At 59.3% G+C, this 13,639-nt stretch carries 16 protein-coding genes; 8 read left to right on the forward strand and 8 right to left on the reverse strand.

The window, feature by feature from the left end; translation table 11 throughout:
- Positions 1-140 precede the first annotated feature (140 nt).
- The 6 genes from flhA (at position 141) to D8780_RS11800 (ending at position 4,913) form a co-directional block, all read left to right on the forward strand.
- On the forward strand, positions 141-2,225 hold the full coding sequence (gene flhA, locus D8780_RS11775) for a flagellar biosynthesis protein FlhA (RefSeq protein ID WP_121645760.1): 2,085 nt from the start codon (positions 141-143) through the stop codon (positions 2,223-2,225).
- Between the two features lie 11 nt (positions 2,226-2,236).
- Positions 2,237-2,986, forward strand: coding sequence for a flagellar biosynthetic protein FliR (gene fliR, locus D8780_RS11780; RefSeq protein ID WP_121645761.1), 750 nt, complete (start codon positions 2,237-2,239; stop codon positions 2,984-2,986).
- Between the two features lie 11 nt (positions 2,987-2,997).
- The gene (locus tag D8780_RS11785; RefSeq protein ID WP_147440312.1) at positions 2,998-3,372 is read left to right on the forward strand and encodes a hypothetical protein; all 375 of its coding nucleotides are present in this window, start codon (positions 2,998-3,000) and stop codon (positions 3,370-3,372) included.
- 73 nt (positions 3,373-3,445) lie between these two features.
- Entirely contained in the window at positions 3,446-3,958 is a 513-nt protein-coding gene (locus D8780_RS11790) for a rod-binding protein (protein WP_121645763.1), read from the forward strand.
- A gap of 29 nt (positions 3,959-3,987) precedes the next feature.
- Entirely contained in the window at positions 3,988-4,356 is a 369-nt protein-coding gene (locus D8780_RS11795) for a hypothetical protein (protein WP_121645764.1), read from the forward strand.
- Positions 4,356-4,913, forward strand: coding sequence for a hypothetical protein (locus D8780_RS11800; RefSeq protein WP_121645765.1), 558 nt, complete (start codon positions 4,356-4,358; stop codon positions 4,911-4,913). Before D8780_RS11795 ends, D8780_RS11800 begins: the two co-directional genes overlap by 1 nt.
- 35 nt (positions 4,914-4,948) lie before the next feature.
- Here the strand turns inward: D8780_RS11800 and D8780_RS11805 are convergent, their stop codons facing one another.
- Positions 4,949-6,670 carry a methyl-accepting chemotaxis protein gene (locus tag D8780_RS11805; RefSeq protein ID WP_245412335.1) on the reverse strand — a complete coding sequence of 574 codons (1,722 nt, stop codon included), beginning with the start codon at positions 6,668-6,670 and terminating at the stop codon, positions 4,949-4,951.
- A 123-nt stretch (positions 6,671-6,793) separates the two neighbouring features.
- Here D8780_RS11805 and D8780_RS15690 point away from each other — a divergent pair, with 123 nt between their 5' ends.
- Together D8780_RS15690 and D8780_RS11810 are read left to right on the forward strand one after the other, a co-directional pair.
- Positions 6,794-7,066: a hypothetical protein gene (locus tag D8780_RS15690; RefSeq protein WP_147440313.1), complete on the forward strand. Its 273-nt coding sequence runs from the start codon at positions 6,794-6,796 to the stop codon at positions 7,064-7,066.
- 434 nt (positions 7,067-7,500) lie between these two features.
- Entirely contained in the window at positions 7,501-7,740 is a 240-nt protein-coding gene (locus tag D8780_RS11810) for a response regulator transcription factor (protein ID WP_121645766.1), read from the forward strand.
- A gap of 71 nt (positions 7,741-7,811) precedes the next feature.
- Here the strand turns inward: D8780_RS11810 and D8780_RS11815 are convergent, their stop codons facing one another.
- The 7 genes from D8780_RS11815 to D8780_RS11845 are packed head-to-tail and all read right to left on the reverse strand — an operon-like array spanning position 7,812 to position 13,639.
- Positions 7,812-8,165, reverse strand: coding sequence for a hypothetical protein (locus tag D8780_RS11815; RefSeq protein ID WP_121645767.1), 354 nt, complete (start codon positions 8,163-8,165; stop codon positions 7,812-7,814).
- A 13-nt stretch (positions 8,166-8,178) separates the two neighbouring features.
- Positions 8,179-8,709 carry a chemotaxis protein CheD gene (locus D8780_RS11820; RefSeq protein WP_121645768.1) on the reverse strand — a complete coding sequence of 177 codons (531 nt, stop codon included), beginning with the start codon at positions 8,707-8,709 and terminating at the stop codon, positions 8,179-8,181.
- Complete coding sequence (locus tag D8780_RS11825) at positions 8,709-9,098, reverse strand: response regulator (RefSeq protein ID WP_210209462.1); 390 nt, start codon at positions 9,096-9,098, stop codon at positions 8,709-8,711. The genes D8780_RS11820 and D8780_RS11825 overlap by 1 nt, the downstream gene beginning before the upstream one ends.
- The gene (locus D8780_RS11830; protein WP_121645770.1) at positions 9,095-10,153 is read right to left on the reverse strand and encodes a protein-glutamate methylesterase/protein-glutamine glutaminase; all 1,059 of its coding nucleotides are present in this window, start codon (positions 10,151-10,153) and stop codon (positions 9,095-9,097) included. Before D8780_RS11830 ends, D8780_RS11825 begins: the two co-directional genes overlap by 4 nt.
- Positions 10,153-11,010, reverse strand: coding sequence for a CheR family methyltransferase (locus D8780_RS11835; RefSeq protein WP_121645771.1), 858 nt, complete (start codon positions 11,008-11,010; stop codon positions 10,153-10,155). The genes D8780_RS11830 and D8780_RS11835 overlap by 1 nt, the downstream gene beginning before the upstream one ends.
- The gene (locus D8780_RS11840; protein WP_121645772.1) at positions 11,010-11,465 is read right to left on the reverse strand and encodes a chemotaxis protein CheW; all 456 of its coding nucleotides are present in this window, start codon (positions 11,463-11,465) and stop codon (positions 11,010-11,012) included. Before D8780_RS11840 ends, D8780_RS11835 begins: the two co-directional genes overlap by 1 nt.
- Entirely contained in the window at positions 11,462-13,639 is a 2,178-nt protein-coding gene (locus D8780_RS11845; protein WP_121645773.1) for a chemotaxis protein CheA, read from the reverse strand. Before D8780_RS11845 ends, D8780_RS11840 begins: the two co-directional genes overlap by 4 nt.

Raw genomic sequence — 13,639 nt, forward strand, 5'->3', positions numbered from 1 at the left:
CCAGTGGGGCCAATTCGTGCTTGGCATAGCAAACTGGAACGGAGCGAGGCGAAAGGAAAGTCGCCACTCAGACGCAAGATCGCCAGTCAGACACAAGTTTGCCTGCCTACCTTCGCCGCCATCATTCGCGGAGTATCCCTTTGAGTCTCGCCACCAGCCCGGCCAAAAGCGCAGCGACCAAGCGGTCCGATATCGGGCTGGCAATCGGCGTGGCGATGATTCTGGTCATTCTGTTCCTGCCGATCCCCTCCTTTATGATCGATATGGGGCTGGCGCTTTCACTTGCTTTTTCCATCCTCATCCTGCTGGTGGCTCTCTGGATCGACCGCCCGCTCGACTTTTCGGCGTTTCCAACGGTGCTCCTGATCGCGACGATGCTGCGGCTGTCGCTGAACATCGCCACCACGCGCGTCATCCTCTCTGAAGGCCACGAGGGGTCAAACGCCGCAGGCCATGTGATCGGCGGCTTCGCCAAATTCGTCATGAACGGTGACTTCCTCATCGGTGTCGTCGTCTTCCTCATCCTCGTCGTGGTCAATTTCATCGTCATCACGAAAGGCGCGACCCGTATCGCCGAGGTTGGCGCACGCTTTACCCTGGACGCCATTCCGGGAAAGCAGATGAGCATCGACGCCGATCTCGGCGCCGGCATCATCACCGAAAAGGAAGCGCAGATCCGTCGCCGGGAACTGGAAGAGGAAAGCTCGTTCTTCGGCTCCATGGACGGTGCTTCGAAATTCGTTCGCGGCGACGCGGTCGCCGGACTCATCATCACCGCCGTCAACGTTTTCGGCGGCATCGCCATCGGCTATACCCGCCATGGGATGAATTTCGGCGAAGCGGCGGACGTCTTCGTCAAGCTGTCCGTCGGTGACGGCCTGGTCTCGCAGATACCCGCCCTCATCACCTCGCTGGCCGCAGGCCTGCTGGTATCCAAGGGCGGCACACGCGGCTCGGCGGACGTCATCCTCTTCAAGCAGCTCGGTGCCCACCCTCGCGCGCTTTACGTGGGCGGCGGATTGCTGGCAGTTCTCGCCTTCATGCCGGGTCTGCCCTTCATGCCCTTCATCATTCTGGCCGGCATCTTCGGTGGGGCGGCGCTGCGCATCCAGCAGGCGACACGCGAGCGCGAAGTGGAGCAGCAAAACGAGCGGGAGGCAGAACTCGCCGAGCAGCAGCAGGCCGACGACCGCTCGCTGAAGAATTCACTCACCGTCAGTGAAATCGAAGTGGTCATGGGCAAGCAGGTCTCGGTTGCGCTGGTCCCGCAGAACGAGGAACTGACCTTCCGCATGTCCCGCATCCGCAAGAAGTTTGCGAGCGAATACGGATTTGTCATCCCTGAAGTCGCGATCAAGGACGATCTTACGGTCCCGCCCAATCACTATCAGATCCGTGTCTTCGGAACCGTTCTGGCGTCCTATGAACTGCGTATCGGCGAAGTTCTCGCCCTCTGCCCGGAAGAGGCCGTCAGCGACCTGCCCTTCACGAAGGTCAGGGAACCGGCCTTCGGCATGGACGCGATGAGTATGCCGGGCCATCTCACGGACGAATTGAAGCGCCGGCGCATTTCCACCGCCGACAATGTCAGCGTGCTGCTCACACACCTCTCCGAAGTGGTCCGCAACAATCTGCCTCAGCTTCTGTCCTACAAGGCGGTGCGCCACCTGATCGACCGTCTGGAGCCAGAATATCGCAAGCTGGCCGATGATATCTGCACGAACCACCTTTCCTATCCAGGTCTTCAGGCGATTCTGAAGATGCTGCTTGCCGACCGCGTCTCCATTCGGAACCTCAATCTTATCCTGGAAGCCGTTGCCGAAGTCGCGCCGCACATGCGCCGCACTGAGAAACTGGTCGAGCATGTCAGGATGCGCATCAGCCAGCAGATCTGCGGCGACCTGTCCAAGAACGGCGTTTTGAATGTGCTACGGCTCGGTACCCAGTGGGACATTCTGTTTCAGGAGAGCCTGCGCCGCGACAATAATGGCGAGGTACGCGATTTCGACATGAACCCAGCGGCATTGGAGAAGTTCGCCGACGATTCGTCGACCGTCATCAAGCAGCATGCCCAGAGCGGTGTTCCCTTCGCGCTCCTCACATCGGCGGAAACACGCCCCTATGTCCGAATGATTCTGGAGCGCCTTCACCCAAGCCTGCCGGTGATCGCCCATTCGGAACTGGCCCGCGGCATGCAGGTCAAGCTGCTGGGATCGATCGGCTAAAGGGTTCGCGCATGGCGCTGATCGTCCAGCAACTGGGCCTTGAATTCTTCCTGGTGCTATGCCGGATCGGCGGCTGCCTGATGATCCTGCCTGGCATCGGCTCTGCGCGCATTCCGCCGCGCGTCCGCATGCTTCTCGTTATCGCACTCGCCGCCGCCATCCTTCCTTCGGTCACGACGATCGCCGTCGGCGGAACCATGGATGGGGACGGCAATCTCTTACGCCTTATCGCCACGGAAACGATGATCGGGATCATCATTGGCTTTTCGGTGCGCATCGTAGTCGCGGCACTGGAATTCATAACCTCGGCCATCGCCATGACGATTGGCTATGGCGGCATGCTGGGGCCAGCGGTCGCGGAAGCCGACCCCCAGGCCTCGCTGGGCACCTTCATTTCGCTCAGCGCGCTCACGCTCATGTTCACGCTCAACTTCCACCATGCGGTGATTGCCTCGCTGGTGCAGTCGTATCAGATCCTGCCGCTCGGGGGCGATTTGTCGGCAGAAGCGGTGCTGACACGCGCCAACAATATGGCAACCGACGCTTTTCTGATGGCGCTCCGGCTGGGCACACCTTTCCTTGCCTACGGCATCATCGTCAATCTTTCGGTCGGTCTGGTGAACAAGCTCACGCCCCAGATCCCCGTCTACTTCATGTCGCTTCCAGCGGTTCTTCTGGGCGGCCTTCTTCTCACGGCGGCCACAATCGGCCCGCTTCTTTCGCAATTCGGCGCCGGTCTGTTCGACCTGATGGCCCATTAGGACGGTCCACGATGCAAAGCCCTGCCAGACGCAAGCGATTGATCGCGACGCTTTCGCGCCTGCGCGCCCAACGCGAGCAGGAGCGGGATCGCCTTCGCATCCTTCTCATGGGTGTCGAGCGCGAAATGGATGAGATCGAATCTCTGATCGCGCGCGACAATCAGTCTCTCGACCGCTTTGTCGGGATGATCGGCAAACGGCGCGGCGCGCTGCGCGAGCAGGCGGAATCACTGCGCGAATCGATCAAGGCGCTTTCGCTCGACCTGAAACGCGAAGAGCGGTGGATGGACAATATCCGGGACGATCAGCGTCGGGCTGAGCACGAAAGCGCGACGCTGGCACGCGAAGAGGATCTCGCGAACCGTCTTTCGTCCGACGATATCTGAGCGGACCGTTAAGTGATCAGTCTCTTGCAAGCTTCGTCCAATAAGCTGATCGGCAGATGAAGGGAGAAGGGCCATGGCAGTCGACTTTCCCGGTGACCTGATCGCCGATGTTGCCCGCGCGGCTGACCGCCAATCTGTCGAGCAGGCTCGTGCGCGCTTGGCCGGAATCGCGGAAATGTCCGGGACGGCGGCCAGCGCCTTTACTGAGGCGCTCCGTGCCGACGTCGAGGCTCCGCTACCAACGGCAGGTGCCGGGCCGAAAGACGTGGCGACCATGGCGCCCAAAAACGACGCCGCCGCTCTCCAGCGCTTTGAGGCCATGATGTTGCAGCAGATGATCGAGCAAATGATGCCAAAAGAGGCCGGAGCCGTTTATGGCAATGGGTTTGCCGGCGATATGTGGCGCTCTCTGCAGGCCGAGAAGATCGGCGAATCCTTTGCCGAACGCGGCGGCATCGGCATCGCCGAAACGATCACCGGACGCTTGGCTATGGCAGGTGGCGACGTTCGATCGAGCACGGCGGACGGCGCCTCGATCGTCGACAAAATAACATTTCGCATGCTGCGCGATCAGCAAGGCGGATAAAAGAACACAGGTGAGTGAGGATGCCCCCCTTGGAACGGCGAACGATATCTGAAGGTGTTGGCGCTGCCGAGCGCCTGATCGGCTCGATCTCCAAATGTCTGGCCGAAGAGACGGAATATCTGCAGGCCAATGGCGAGCGTGAGTTGGCGCACTTCAACACGCGCAAGAACCAGTTGCTGACAGAGTTCATGCGGCTCGGTTCGCGTCTGCATGAAAGCGAACTCAAGGCGATCGACCGGGACAAGCTTTCCGAGCTGAATCAGGCGATTGCGGCAAACCGTCGCCAGATCGAGATCAGCATCTACGTCAACCGCAAGGTGACCGACACGCTGATGGATATGGCCCGCGACGCCGAGGACGACGGCACCTACTCCATGATGCCCGGGGCTTATGGCTGATGTTGCGACCGCTGCTCTTCGGTTTGCTCGGCACTTCGGCCCTGGCCGCAGGCCTCATCTTTTCCGTTCCGGCTGTGACGTCGCCGGGCCAATCCGGAATGCCGACAGGCGAAGATAACCAGACGGAAGGCGCAGATCCGCACGCGCTTGAGGCGGGTGGCAACGCCGCGGAAAGCCGCGACTTGCCTGTCCTGGTCGCCCCCCTTGTCTCCGAGAACAACGAGGTCGTCGGCTATCAGTCGCTTGCCCTATCGCTCGTTCTTCCCGAACATCATGAACCGGAAGAGACGAGACCCATCCAGATCGCCATCGAGGACAGCTTCAACGAATGGATCGCCACCTCGACCGACGAAGACAGGCGTGCCCAATTTAATGACCTGCTCAGCCTCGCCAAGAGCCTGGCGAAGCAGGCTAAACAGCGGATCGAGACGACTATCGACTTCGATCTCGTGGCCCTTCAGTCCGATATCTTCTCGGCGGCGGAAACCCGCAAGAACCTGATCGAGCCGAGAGCGCCGGCAAGTCCGGATCAGCCAACAGCCGATCCAGCTCACTAGCAACGGGAAGTGGCCTGTCGATGCGACCGGCCGCCTTATCCGAAAGCGACTGATAGCCGTTGCTTCATTTCGTGGAGCGGCGATGCAGCTTCCGGACGACCGCCCCTATCCGGTACTTTGGCGAGGTTGAAGCGCCCCACCAGATCAAGGGTTTTCGCCGCGTCACTAGCAAGTGAATGGCTGGCTGCGGTCATCTCTTCGACCATCGCAGCGTTTTGCTGCGCATTTTCGTCCACGAGATTGACCGATCGAGAAATCTCCCGCAGCCCGACCGCCTGCTCCTTCGAGCCATCCGTGATCGACCCGATCCGTTCGTTGATCTCTCCGATCTGTGAAACAATCTCTTCGAGCGCTTCGCCAGCGCGATTGACGAGACCAACGCCGCTATTCACCTGCTCAACCGAGGTCCCGACGAGGTCCTTGATCTCTTTTGCGGCGGCCGAGGACCGCTGCGCCAGTTCACGAACTTCCTGAGCCACGACCGCAAAGCCCCGACCGGCTTCTCCGGCCCTGGCGGCTTCGACACCCGCGTTCAAGGCGAGGAGACCGGTCTGGAAGGCAATTTCGTCGATGATGCCGATAATATTGGCTACCTTGGCGGACGACTCTTCGATCTGTCCCATGGCATTGATGGCATTCTGGACGACATCGCCGGAGGCCAGGGCACCCGTCCGGGTCCGCATGGCCAACTCGGCGGCTTCTTCCGCCTTGGCGCTGGCGCTTTCAACATTGGTGCTTGTCTCTTCAAGCGCCGCGGCGGTGCGCTCGATCGACGCCGCAACATCTTCGGAACGCTTTGCCAGATCGTCGCAGGCAATGCGCACCTCTTCCGAGCTCGCGCTGATGGAATGGGCGTTGTTTTTGGTCTCGTCGAGGAGATCGCGCAGATGCACGACGGACTCGTTATAGTCCTCCTTCAGCTCCTGAAGAGCGGGCACGAAATCCTCATCGATGGACTGGGAAAGGTCGCCTTTGGCCATAGCCTGCAATGCGCTCGCCAGCCTGCGTACGTTTTCGACACGGTCCGTCACATCGGTCGCCAGCTTCACCACGCCCTGCACGTCGCCCTTCTCGTCCAGGATCGGATTGTAGGAAGCTTGAATGAAAACACGCTTGCCGCCCTTGCCGATGCGCTCGAACTCCGAAGCGACGAATTCACCGGCGCGCAGGCTTTCCCAGAAGGACTGATAGTCCTGTGATTTCACATAGGACGGCTCGCAGAACAACGAATGTTTGCGCCCTTTTATTTCGGCAAGAGAATAACCAAGAACCGCGAGGAAGTTTTCGTTCGCGTCCAGAACCGTACCATCAAGAGCAAAAGAAATGGTGGCCTGCGAGCGGTCGATAGAGCGCAGGATGCTCGCATCCCGAAGTGAAGCGCGCTTCTTATCGGTGATATCGGTGGCGATCTTCACGACCTTGTAGGGACGCCCACGGCGCATGACGGGATTATAGGACGCTTCGAGCCAGACTTCGCTGCCATCCTTCGCAAAGCGCTTATACTCGTCTTTCAGCGCCTCGCCGGAGGAAAGCTTCCGCCACATGGCCGTATAGGCCGGGGTTCCCACCTCGGCGCGGTCGACGAAAATCGAGTGGTGCTTGCCTTTGAGTTCGCCCTCTTCATACCCCATGGACTGGCAGAAGAGCGGATTGGCACGCAGTATGGTGCCGTCGAGTGCGAACTCGATAATAGCGTGCGCACTTTCGAAAGCCGCCAGAATATTGGCATCATCTTTGCATTTAGAAGAATTCAGCACCCAAGCCTCCTAAAATGGCGGATAGAGGAAAGCAAAACTGGCGCCGCCAGGGACGACACGAGAGACTCTCCAGGAATTTTCCGCCGAATCGTGTTCCCGGCGGGATACCGAGGTTGAGATTATATGCGACAGATGAAATCTGTCTTAACTTCCGTCAATATTGATGCTCAATCGATACATTTTTTTAGGAAAGTTTGTCTAACCGCCGTCGAATCGATCATATTTGCGATGCAAGGCGCGCTGGAGACCAAAGACTCAGCTTTCAAGCTGTGGAAAAAACGTGGATGGCCTTTTTCCTGCCTCGACAAAATGCTGGCGCTCAACGCGCCACATTGCGCGCTTGCCCAAGCATCGCGTCCCCTGAAGCGCACTGCTCGTCTCTCTTTGAGCCGGTAATATTATACAATCAAGAGTCAACATCATCGCTGTCGAGTCGATCACGCTGCATCTACGCATTTAAAATTCTTGCGTTTCCCTAATATTGATTCAGGTGTCCGCTCTATGAGTCTATTTTGAATCAAAAAGAGCGTCGGCAGAGTCGCCAATATTTCGAAGACGACAAGACGGTGAGTCTGGCTTAGATGCGTCAGCGATAGGTCACAAAAATATACGAATTTACTCGGCACCTTATCTTTTGCCTTTATATCTCAATCACAAAATCTTCAGCGTATCCTCTTCCAGAACGCCTCGCCAGACTTTGAATAGAATCGAAACCGTGCGCGCCTCTTCTCGTCCGTTACGGATTGCCATTTGACGAAGAGTTGCAACCACTGACTCCTCGATAGTAGCGTCGACCAACTTTCCGGTTGAAAGTGATTCGGGGCTAATCGATGAGCGCTCAAGCAGCGATGAGTGACGACAGTGCGGAGATGCGCGCTCGGTTCACGCGACGTGAAATAGAATGCCTGCTGTGGTGTTCCCTCGGCAAGACGAGTTCTGAAATCGCGATGATCGTCGGGTTGAGCGAGCACACCGTCAACCACTATCTCATCTCGTCGGCCAAGAAACTCGAATGCACCAACCGAGTGCATGCGGTTGCAAACGCCTTGCGCCACGGCATCATCAATTAGGGCGAAGCCGCGCAAAATAATGGCGGGCGAAAAGTCGATCCGCCCGCCTTTCCCGATACTTCACTGATCTATCAGTTTTCGCGCATCAGTCTGGCGATTGTCTCCAGGCACGTTCCGATCTCGACCATATCCTGTGCATTCGGCACCGCATCCACATGGGAAAGCAATTCTGCCATCTGTTTGAGCTGCTGCGAATGCAGGTCGAGATTCTGCAGGAAAGCCAAAGACTGGCTGTCGAGCTGTGCGATCGGCCAATCCTGCTCGACGTCCAGGCGCTCCGCAATGCTGCGCAACTGGTCAGCAACGATACCGACAAGCTTGCGAAAGCTGACGGCGATGGGCTCGTCCGCGGAGGGCGCACTATGGTCACCAACCTCGCCCCATAGATCATCATCTTCGTGAAACATTGGTAGATCGCTGGTCATTCCTGCGCTCTCCTTAGAAGAAATCGACATCGTCAGCCGCCTGCCTCTGCGGCACCGGCTTGACGGGCTGTTCGACAACCTTGTCGTCAATCGCCTTGACCCAGGCCCTGCCCGTATGAGCCTGAAAATTGACACGTCTGGCTTTATGGCCGCCGAGATCCTCAGCCGTCACAGGGTAGCCTTCGGCCCTGAGGAACTCGCGTACGAACGCGATATTTTCCTCGCCAGGCTGCCAGTTCGAGGCAAACATGCGAGCGCCCCCGAACAGCTTCACACGGATATCCGACCGGGACGCCCCCGTCTTGAACATTTCGTTCAACATCATTTCCATCAGCCACGCGCCATAACCGCGCTGCTCGTCGTGACTGGCTCCGGTGTTACCCGGCAACAGAATATGGTTCATGCCGCCAAGCCCCCGAACGGGATCATATGCGCAACATGCGACGCACGAACCCAGCACCGCGCTGAGCGTCGTATTGGGATCCTTGGTCACGGCGTATTCGCCCTGCCCGACGATCGTTCTGTGCGATCCCATCGCCGTCATCAGGCAAATTTCCCGACAACCGCCTCGAGCGCGCTTTTCAGAACGGCAGGGGTAAACGGCTTGGCCAGCACGTTGTTGGCGCCCAGCTTGCGCGCCTGGTCCACAACCTTGGCGTCCTTTCGCCCGGTGATCATAATGAACCCGGTCTTGGAAAGCTTCGCGCTGGCGCGCACCGCCTGCAAGAGCTTCATGCCGTCCACATCCGGCATGTAAAGATCTGAAATGACGATATGGACCGGCTTGGTATTGAGTTTGGTGAAGCCATCCCGCCCGTCCTTGGCGAGCTGAATGTTCTTCAGGCCCAGTCCCTGAAGCATTTCGACGGTCAACATTCGGCTGGTGACGTTATCGTCAACAACCATGACATGTAGCATATCCTTGATGCTCATTGATTGGCGACCTTCTTCATGATCTGGCGGCCCTGCAGCGCATCCGCCAATGCTTGTAATGGTAGAACCTGCTCGGCAGCGCCGCATTCGGCTGCAACGCGGGGCATGCCGTAGACCAGGCTGGTCGCCTGGTCCTGGGCGAAGGTTCGTGCTCCCGTCTGTCTAAGGGCCAGCAATCCCTGTGCCCCATCGGCCCCCATCCCTGTAAGAACGGCGGCGCTCACCTTCCAGTTTCCCAGGCTTGCGATGGAACGGAACATCTCATCGACGGCGGGGCGGTGACCCTGAACGGGGTCGCCCTGCACGATATGACAGGTCAGCGTGGTGCGGCCCCTTATATGCAGATGACCGACCTCGCCGGGAGCCAGATAGACGCATCCGGTCCGGAGAGTTTCTCCGTCTTCTGCAACCTTCAGATGAGGCAGGATCGCACGGTCGAGCCGCGCTGCCAGACCTGCGGAAAAGCGGCCCGGCAAATGCTGCGTGATGACGGTTGGCGGACAATCCGCCGCGAACCGGCCAAGAATGACCTCCAGCGCCTCGATGCCTCCCGTCGAAGAACCAAGGGCGATCAGATCCGGCGCCGCGCCGCTGGCCGGTGGCGGTGTGCTGGGCCGAGCAGCCGAAGGAGCCGGGCTCTGACGCCGCTCGGCGCCGCCCACTTCCATCAGGCAGGCATCGCGAACCGCTTGCCGCATGGTCTGCATGGCGTGTTCGTCGGATAGGTTCGGCTTGGGCAGGCAGGCATTGGCGCCAAGGCGCAGCGCTTCCGAGGCGATTTCGCTGCCTTCCGTGGCATGGCTCGAAATCACGACCACCGGCATGGGCCGCAGTTTCATGATCCGCTTGAGGAACTCCAGCCCGTTCATGTTGGGCATTTCGAGATCGAGCGTGATGACGTCGGGATTAAGCAGCTTGATCTTGTCGCGCGCCTCGAACGGATCAACGGCCGTGCCGACGATCTGGAGGGTCTTGTCCTCCTTGAGGATCGCCTCGATCACCGACTGCATAACCGGTGAGTCATCAACGATGAGAACCTTGTAGTGTCCCGGCATCACGCCCCACTCACTTTCTGGAAGCCCGATGGGCAGCATGGCTTGAATTTACTCAGCGCCGGTCCGTGCAGGCGCTCGGAGTGGCCAAGATACAGAAAGCCGTTCGGCTCCAGCATCTCCGCAAAACGCACCATCAGTTCGGCCTGCAAATCGTTCGGAAAATAGATCAGAACATTCCGGCAGAAGATCCCTCGGAAACGACGCTTCATCGGCCATTTCACTTTGAGGTTGAGCGGATTGTACTGGATCAGACGCCGCAGGGACTCCACGGGCTCAACATAGCCGGCGCTTTCCTTGAACCATTTGTCACGAAGCGCCGGTGGCAGCTTGTCCCCCTCGGCAGCCGCATAACGGCCGGCCCTCGCCTTGCGAAGGATATCGGTATCGATATCCGTCGCAAGAATCCGCAGGTCGGCATTACCCAGCGATCCATTGGCCGCATCCAGCAGGGTGGCACCGAGCGACAGGGCCTCGCGTCCATCCGAACTGCCCGCCGACCAGAACCGGATCGGAGCGCCCTTGCGGGCATCGGCAATGGCGGCCGCGGCAACATGGTCCCGAACGTGCTCGAAGTGGTGCGGTTCGCGCCAGAAATCGGTGACGTTTGTCGTGACCGCGCAGATCATCGAATGGCACTCTTCCTCGCCCTCCTTGGAAGCGATAAGGCGTGCGTACTCCTCATATGACGCGCAGCGCAGCGCCCGAAGCCTTCTTGCAAGACGGCCGCAGACCAGTTCGCGCTTGCTCTCCGAAAGCTCGATGCCCGCCCTCTCCGATACGACCCGGCGGATCGTTTCGAAGGCTTCGGACGTCAGGTTCGGCGCCGTCAGTACATCAGCGGGCGCGGGCATGCTCATCAGGCGGCATCCTGCAACGTCGTGGAGATGATATTCTCCAGCATGACCTCACAGATGATGGCTTCATCATGGAGAATGACCTGGCGCAGGAACTCCGCACCGACCGGCGTATCCATATCCGGCAGGTCCCGAATGTCTTCCGGTGCGACCTGCAGAATGTCCGAGACGCTGTCGACGAGCATGCCGGCGAGCCGGTCGCCGACCTGCGCCACAATGACGACGCTCTGCGGGCTCGGCTCGCAATCGCCCAGTCCGAAACGGGCAGAAACATCGATGATAGGCAGGATCGTGCCCCGCAGGTTCACGACGCCGACCACATAGTCCGGCACGTGCGGCAGCTTGGTGGCATCGTTCCAGCCGCGGATTTCGCGGATGGAGGTGATATCGATGCAGAACTGGCGCCCTCTGACCATGAAGGCGATGAATTCGCGTGTGCTCTGATGTTTTTCGGTCATGCCACTGCCCTTTCAGTAACGAGGAGCGAACTGTTGTTTTGACGAAGGCCGAGGGCCGATTCCAAAATCTCGTCAATGTCGAGGATCAAGGCGATCCGGCCGGTACCGAGAATGGTCGCGGCACTGACGTCGGATACTCGTCCGAAATTGGTTTCCAGCGACTTGATGACGAACTGCTGCTGTCCATCGAACTCGTCGACAAGCAGCGCAGCGGATGCGCCCGACTGCGATTCAACGATCAGCAGAGTGGCTTTCTCCGGCAGGTCGTCGGCAGAGCGGAAGCCGAGCCGGGACGAAATGTCGATGACCGGGATCAGCGTATTGCGGACCTTGACCACCGGCTTGCCGCCAATGTCGTGAACGGTTTCCCGCGTCACACTGAGAGTTTCGAGCACACTGGAAAGCGGAACGACGAAAATCTCTCCGGCGGCACGCACGACCATTCCATCGAGGATGGCGAGTGTCAGCGGGAGGCTGAGCCTGATCTGCGTGCCGTGGCCTGGTGTCGAACTGATGGAAACACGACCGCCCAGTGCCTGAATGGACTGGCGCACCACATCCATCCCGACCCCGCGACCGGAAAGGTCTGTCAACTGCTCGGCGGTCGAAAAGCCCGGCGCGAAGATGAGATTGTCGATCTCGCTTTCGCTGAGTTCGGCGCCCGGCTCGACGATACCCTTTTCAAGGGCTTTCTTCAGCAGGCGCTCGCGATTGAGACCGGCACCGTCATCTTCCACCGACACCACGATACGGCCGGACTGGTGGCAGGCGGAGAGCTTGATGGTGCCCTGTTCCTCCTTGCCCTTGGCAAGCCGGTCTTCCGGGGTCTCGATGCCGTGATCGATCGCGTTGCGGATCATGTGGGTCAGCGGATCGCTCAACCCTTCGATCACGGTCGTGTCGACCTCTGTGTTTTCACCTTCGAGCGCTAGGACGGCTTTCTTGCCGGTCCCGCTGCACGCTTCACGGACGATGCGCGACATCCGCATGAAGACGGGTTTGACCGGCTGGGCACGGATCGCCATCACGCTTTCCTGGATCTCGCGCATCAAGCGTTCGATCTCGCGCAGCATGTTCTGAGACGGCGAATCGCGGTTGTCCATTTCTGTCGAAAGGCTCTGCGCGAGCATGGCCTGACTGATGACGGCCTCGCCCATCAGATTAATCAGCCGATCGACGCGCTCCGATTCCACGCGAATCGTCGGCGAGGCCTTGAGCGCTGCGGCCTTTTCCTTGGCAGGATGGTCTGCCGGTTTGGCGGCGGCAGGCTGTTGTGTAGCCTCCTCGGCAGCGCCATCCTCGGCGACAAGGGCGAGAGGCGCCGGGGCGGCGGCAGCCGGCTCCTCGGACTCGTCATCCTCACCCGTAGCGGATTCGAAGCCTGCGAGCAGATCGTCGAGATCCGGCATATCGCTCGGGGCCTCATCAACCGGCGCATCGGTGGTATGGGAGATTTCGCAATCGCCTTCACACCACTCGATGATGTCAGTGATTTCCTCGTCGGGCGCATTGCTCGAAAGGCGCAGATTGAAGGTCAGATAGCTTTTGGAGCTGTCGAAGCCGCTCAGCGTCGGCACATTGGCGCTATCGGTTTCGACGGCCAGTTCGCCTAGCTCCGCAAGATTGCGGGCGAGTTTCTGAACATCGTTGCCGCGCTGGTAGAATGCCAGTGTCGGCTTGATCGTGATCGTGTGCACCGTCGCAGCCGGCGCTTCTATTTCTTCTACGATCTCGAGAGAGCCGATCTCGATCGGAACAGCGTCGAATTCGATATCCGGCTCCGGCTCGTCGGAAATATCGCCGGCGAATGCCTCGGCAAGCTTCGAGATGAAATCGCTGGTATCCGGGATGTCCGTGCCATCGCGCGTTGCCGCAATGACGTCGCTGAGGCGGTCACATGCCGAAGCGATCAGGTCCAGACGCGGATCTCGCCCAGGATCCGCCTCGTTGCGGATGACATCGAGCCCGTTCTCTACCTTGTGAGCGAACTCGACCAGTTCAGTGAAACCGAACGCGCCGCCGCCGCCCTTGATCGAGTGGATCGCGCGGAAAATCGCATGGACGCAACTCACTTCTTCCGGATCACTCTGCAGCGTCATGAAGCCCTGCTCGACCTCAGCAAGCTGCTCGGCGCACTCTAGGAAAAACGTATTTTTGATTGTGTCCAGATCCAT

The organism is Notoacmeibacter ruber, assembly GCF_003668555.1.
In the GTDB taxonomy this organism is placed as follows: Bacteria; Pseudomonadota; Alphaproteobacteria; order Rhizobiales; family Rhizobiaceae; genus Notoacmeibacter; species Notoacmeibacter ruber.

Excerpts from the sequence above, each read along its gene's own strand:
- fliR (WP_121645761.1), top strand. The coding sequence starts at position 2,237 with ATGGCGCTGATCGTCCAGCAACTGGGCCTTGAATTCTTCCTGGTGCTA.
- D8780_RS11785 (WP_147440312.1), top strand. The coding sequence starts at position 2,998 with ATGCAAAGCCCTGCCAGACGCAAGCGATTGATCGCGACGCTTTCGCGC.
- D8780_RS11790 (WP_121645763.1), top strand. The coding sequence starts at position 3,446 with ATGGCAGTCGACTTTCCCGGTGACCTGATCGCCGATGTTGCCCGCGCG.
- D8780_RS11800 (WP_121645765.1), top strand. The coding sequence starts at position 4,356 with ATGTTGCGACCGCTGCTCTTCGGTTTGCTCGGCACTTCGGCCCTGGCC.
- D8780_RS15690 (WP_147440313.1), top strand. The coding sequence starts at position 6,794 with ATGCGACAGATGAAATCTGTCTTAACTTCCGTCAATATTGATGCTCAA.
- D8780_RS11810 (WP_121645766.1), top strand. The coding sequence starts at position 7,501 with ATGAGCGCTCAAGCAGCGATGAGTGACGACAGTGCGGAGATGCGCGCT.
- D8780_RS11815 (WP_121645767.1), bottom strand. The coding sequence starts at position 8,165 with ATGACCAGCGATCTACCAATGTTTCACGAAGATGATGATCTATGGGGC.
- D8780_RS11820 (WP_121645768.1), bottom strand. The coding sequence starts at position 8,709 with ATGACGGCGATGGGATCGCACAGAACGATCGTCGGGCAGGGCGAATAC.
- D8780_RS11825 (WP_210209462.1), bottom strand. The coding sequence starts at position 9,098 with ATGAGCATCAAGGATATGCTACATGTCATGGTTGTTGACGATAACGTC.
- D8780_RS11830 (WP_121645770.1), bottom strand. The coding sequence starts at position 10,153 with ATGCCGGGACACTACAAGGTTCTCATCGTTGATGACTCACCGGTTATG.
- D8780_RS11835 (WP_121645771.1), bottom strand. The coding sequence starts at position 11,010 with ATGAGCATGCCCGCGCCCGCTGATGTACTGACGGCGCCGAACCTGACG.
- D8780_RS11840 (WP_121645772.1), bottom strand. The coding sequence starts at position 11,465 with ATGACCGAAAAACATCAGAGCACACGCGAATTCATCGCCTTCATGGTC.
- D8780_RS11845 (WP_121645773.1), bottom strand. The coding sequence starts at position 13,639 with ATGGATCTGGACACAATCAAAAATACGTTTTTCCTAGAGTGCGCCGAG.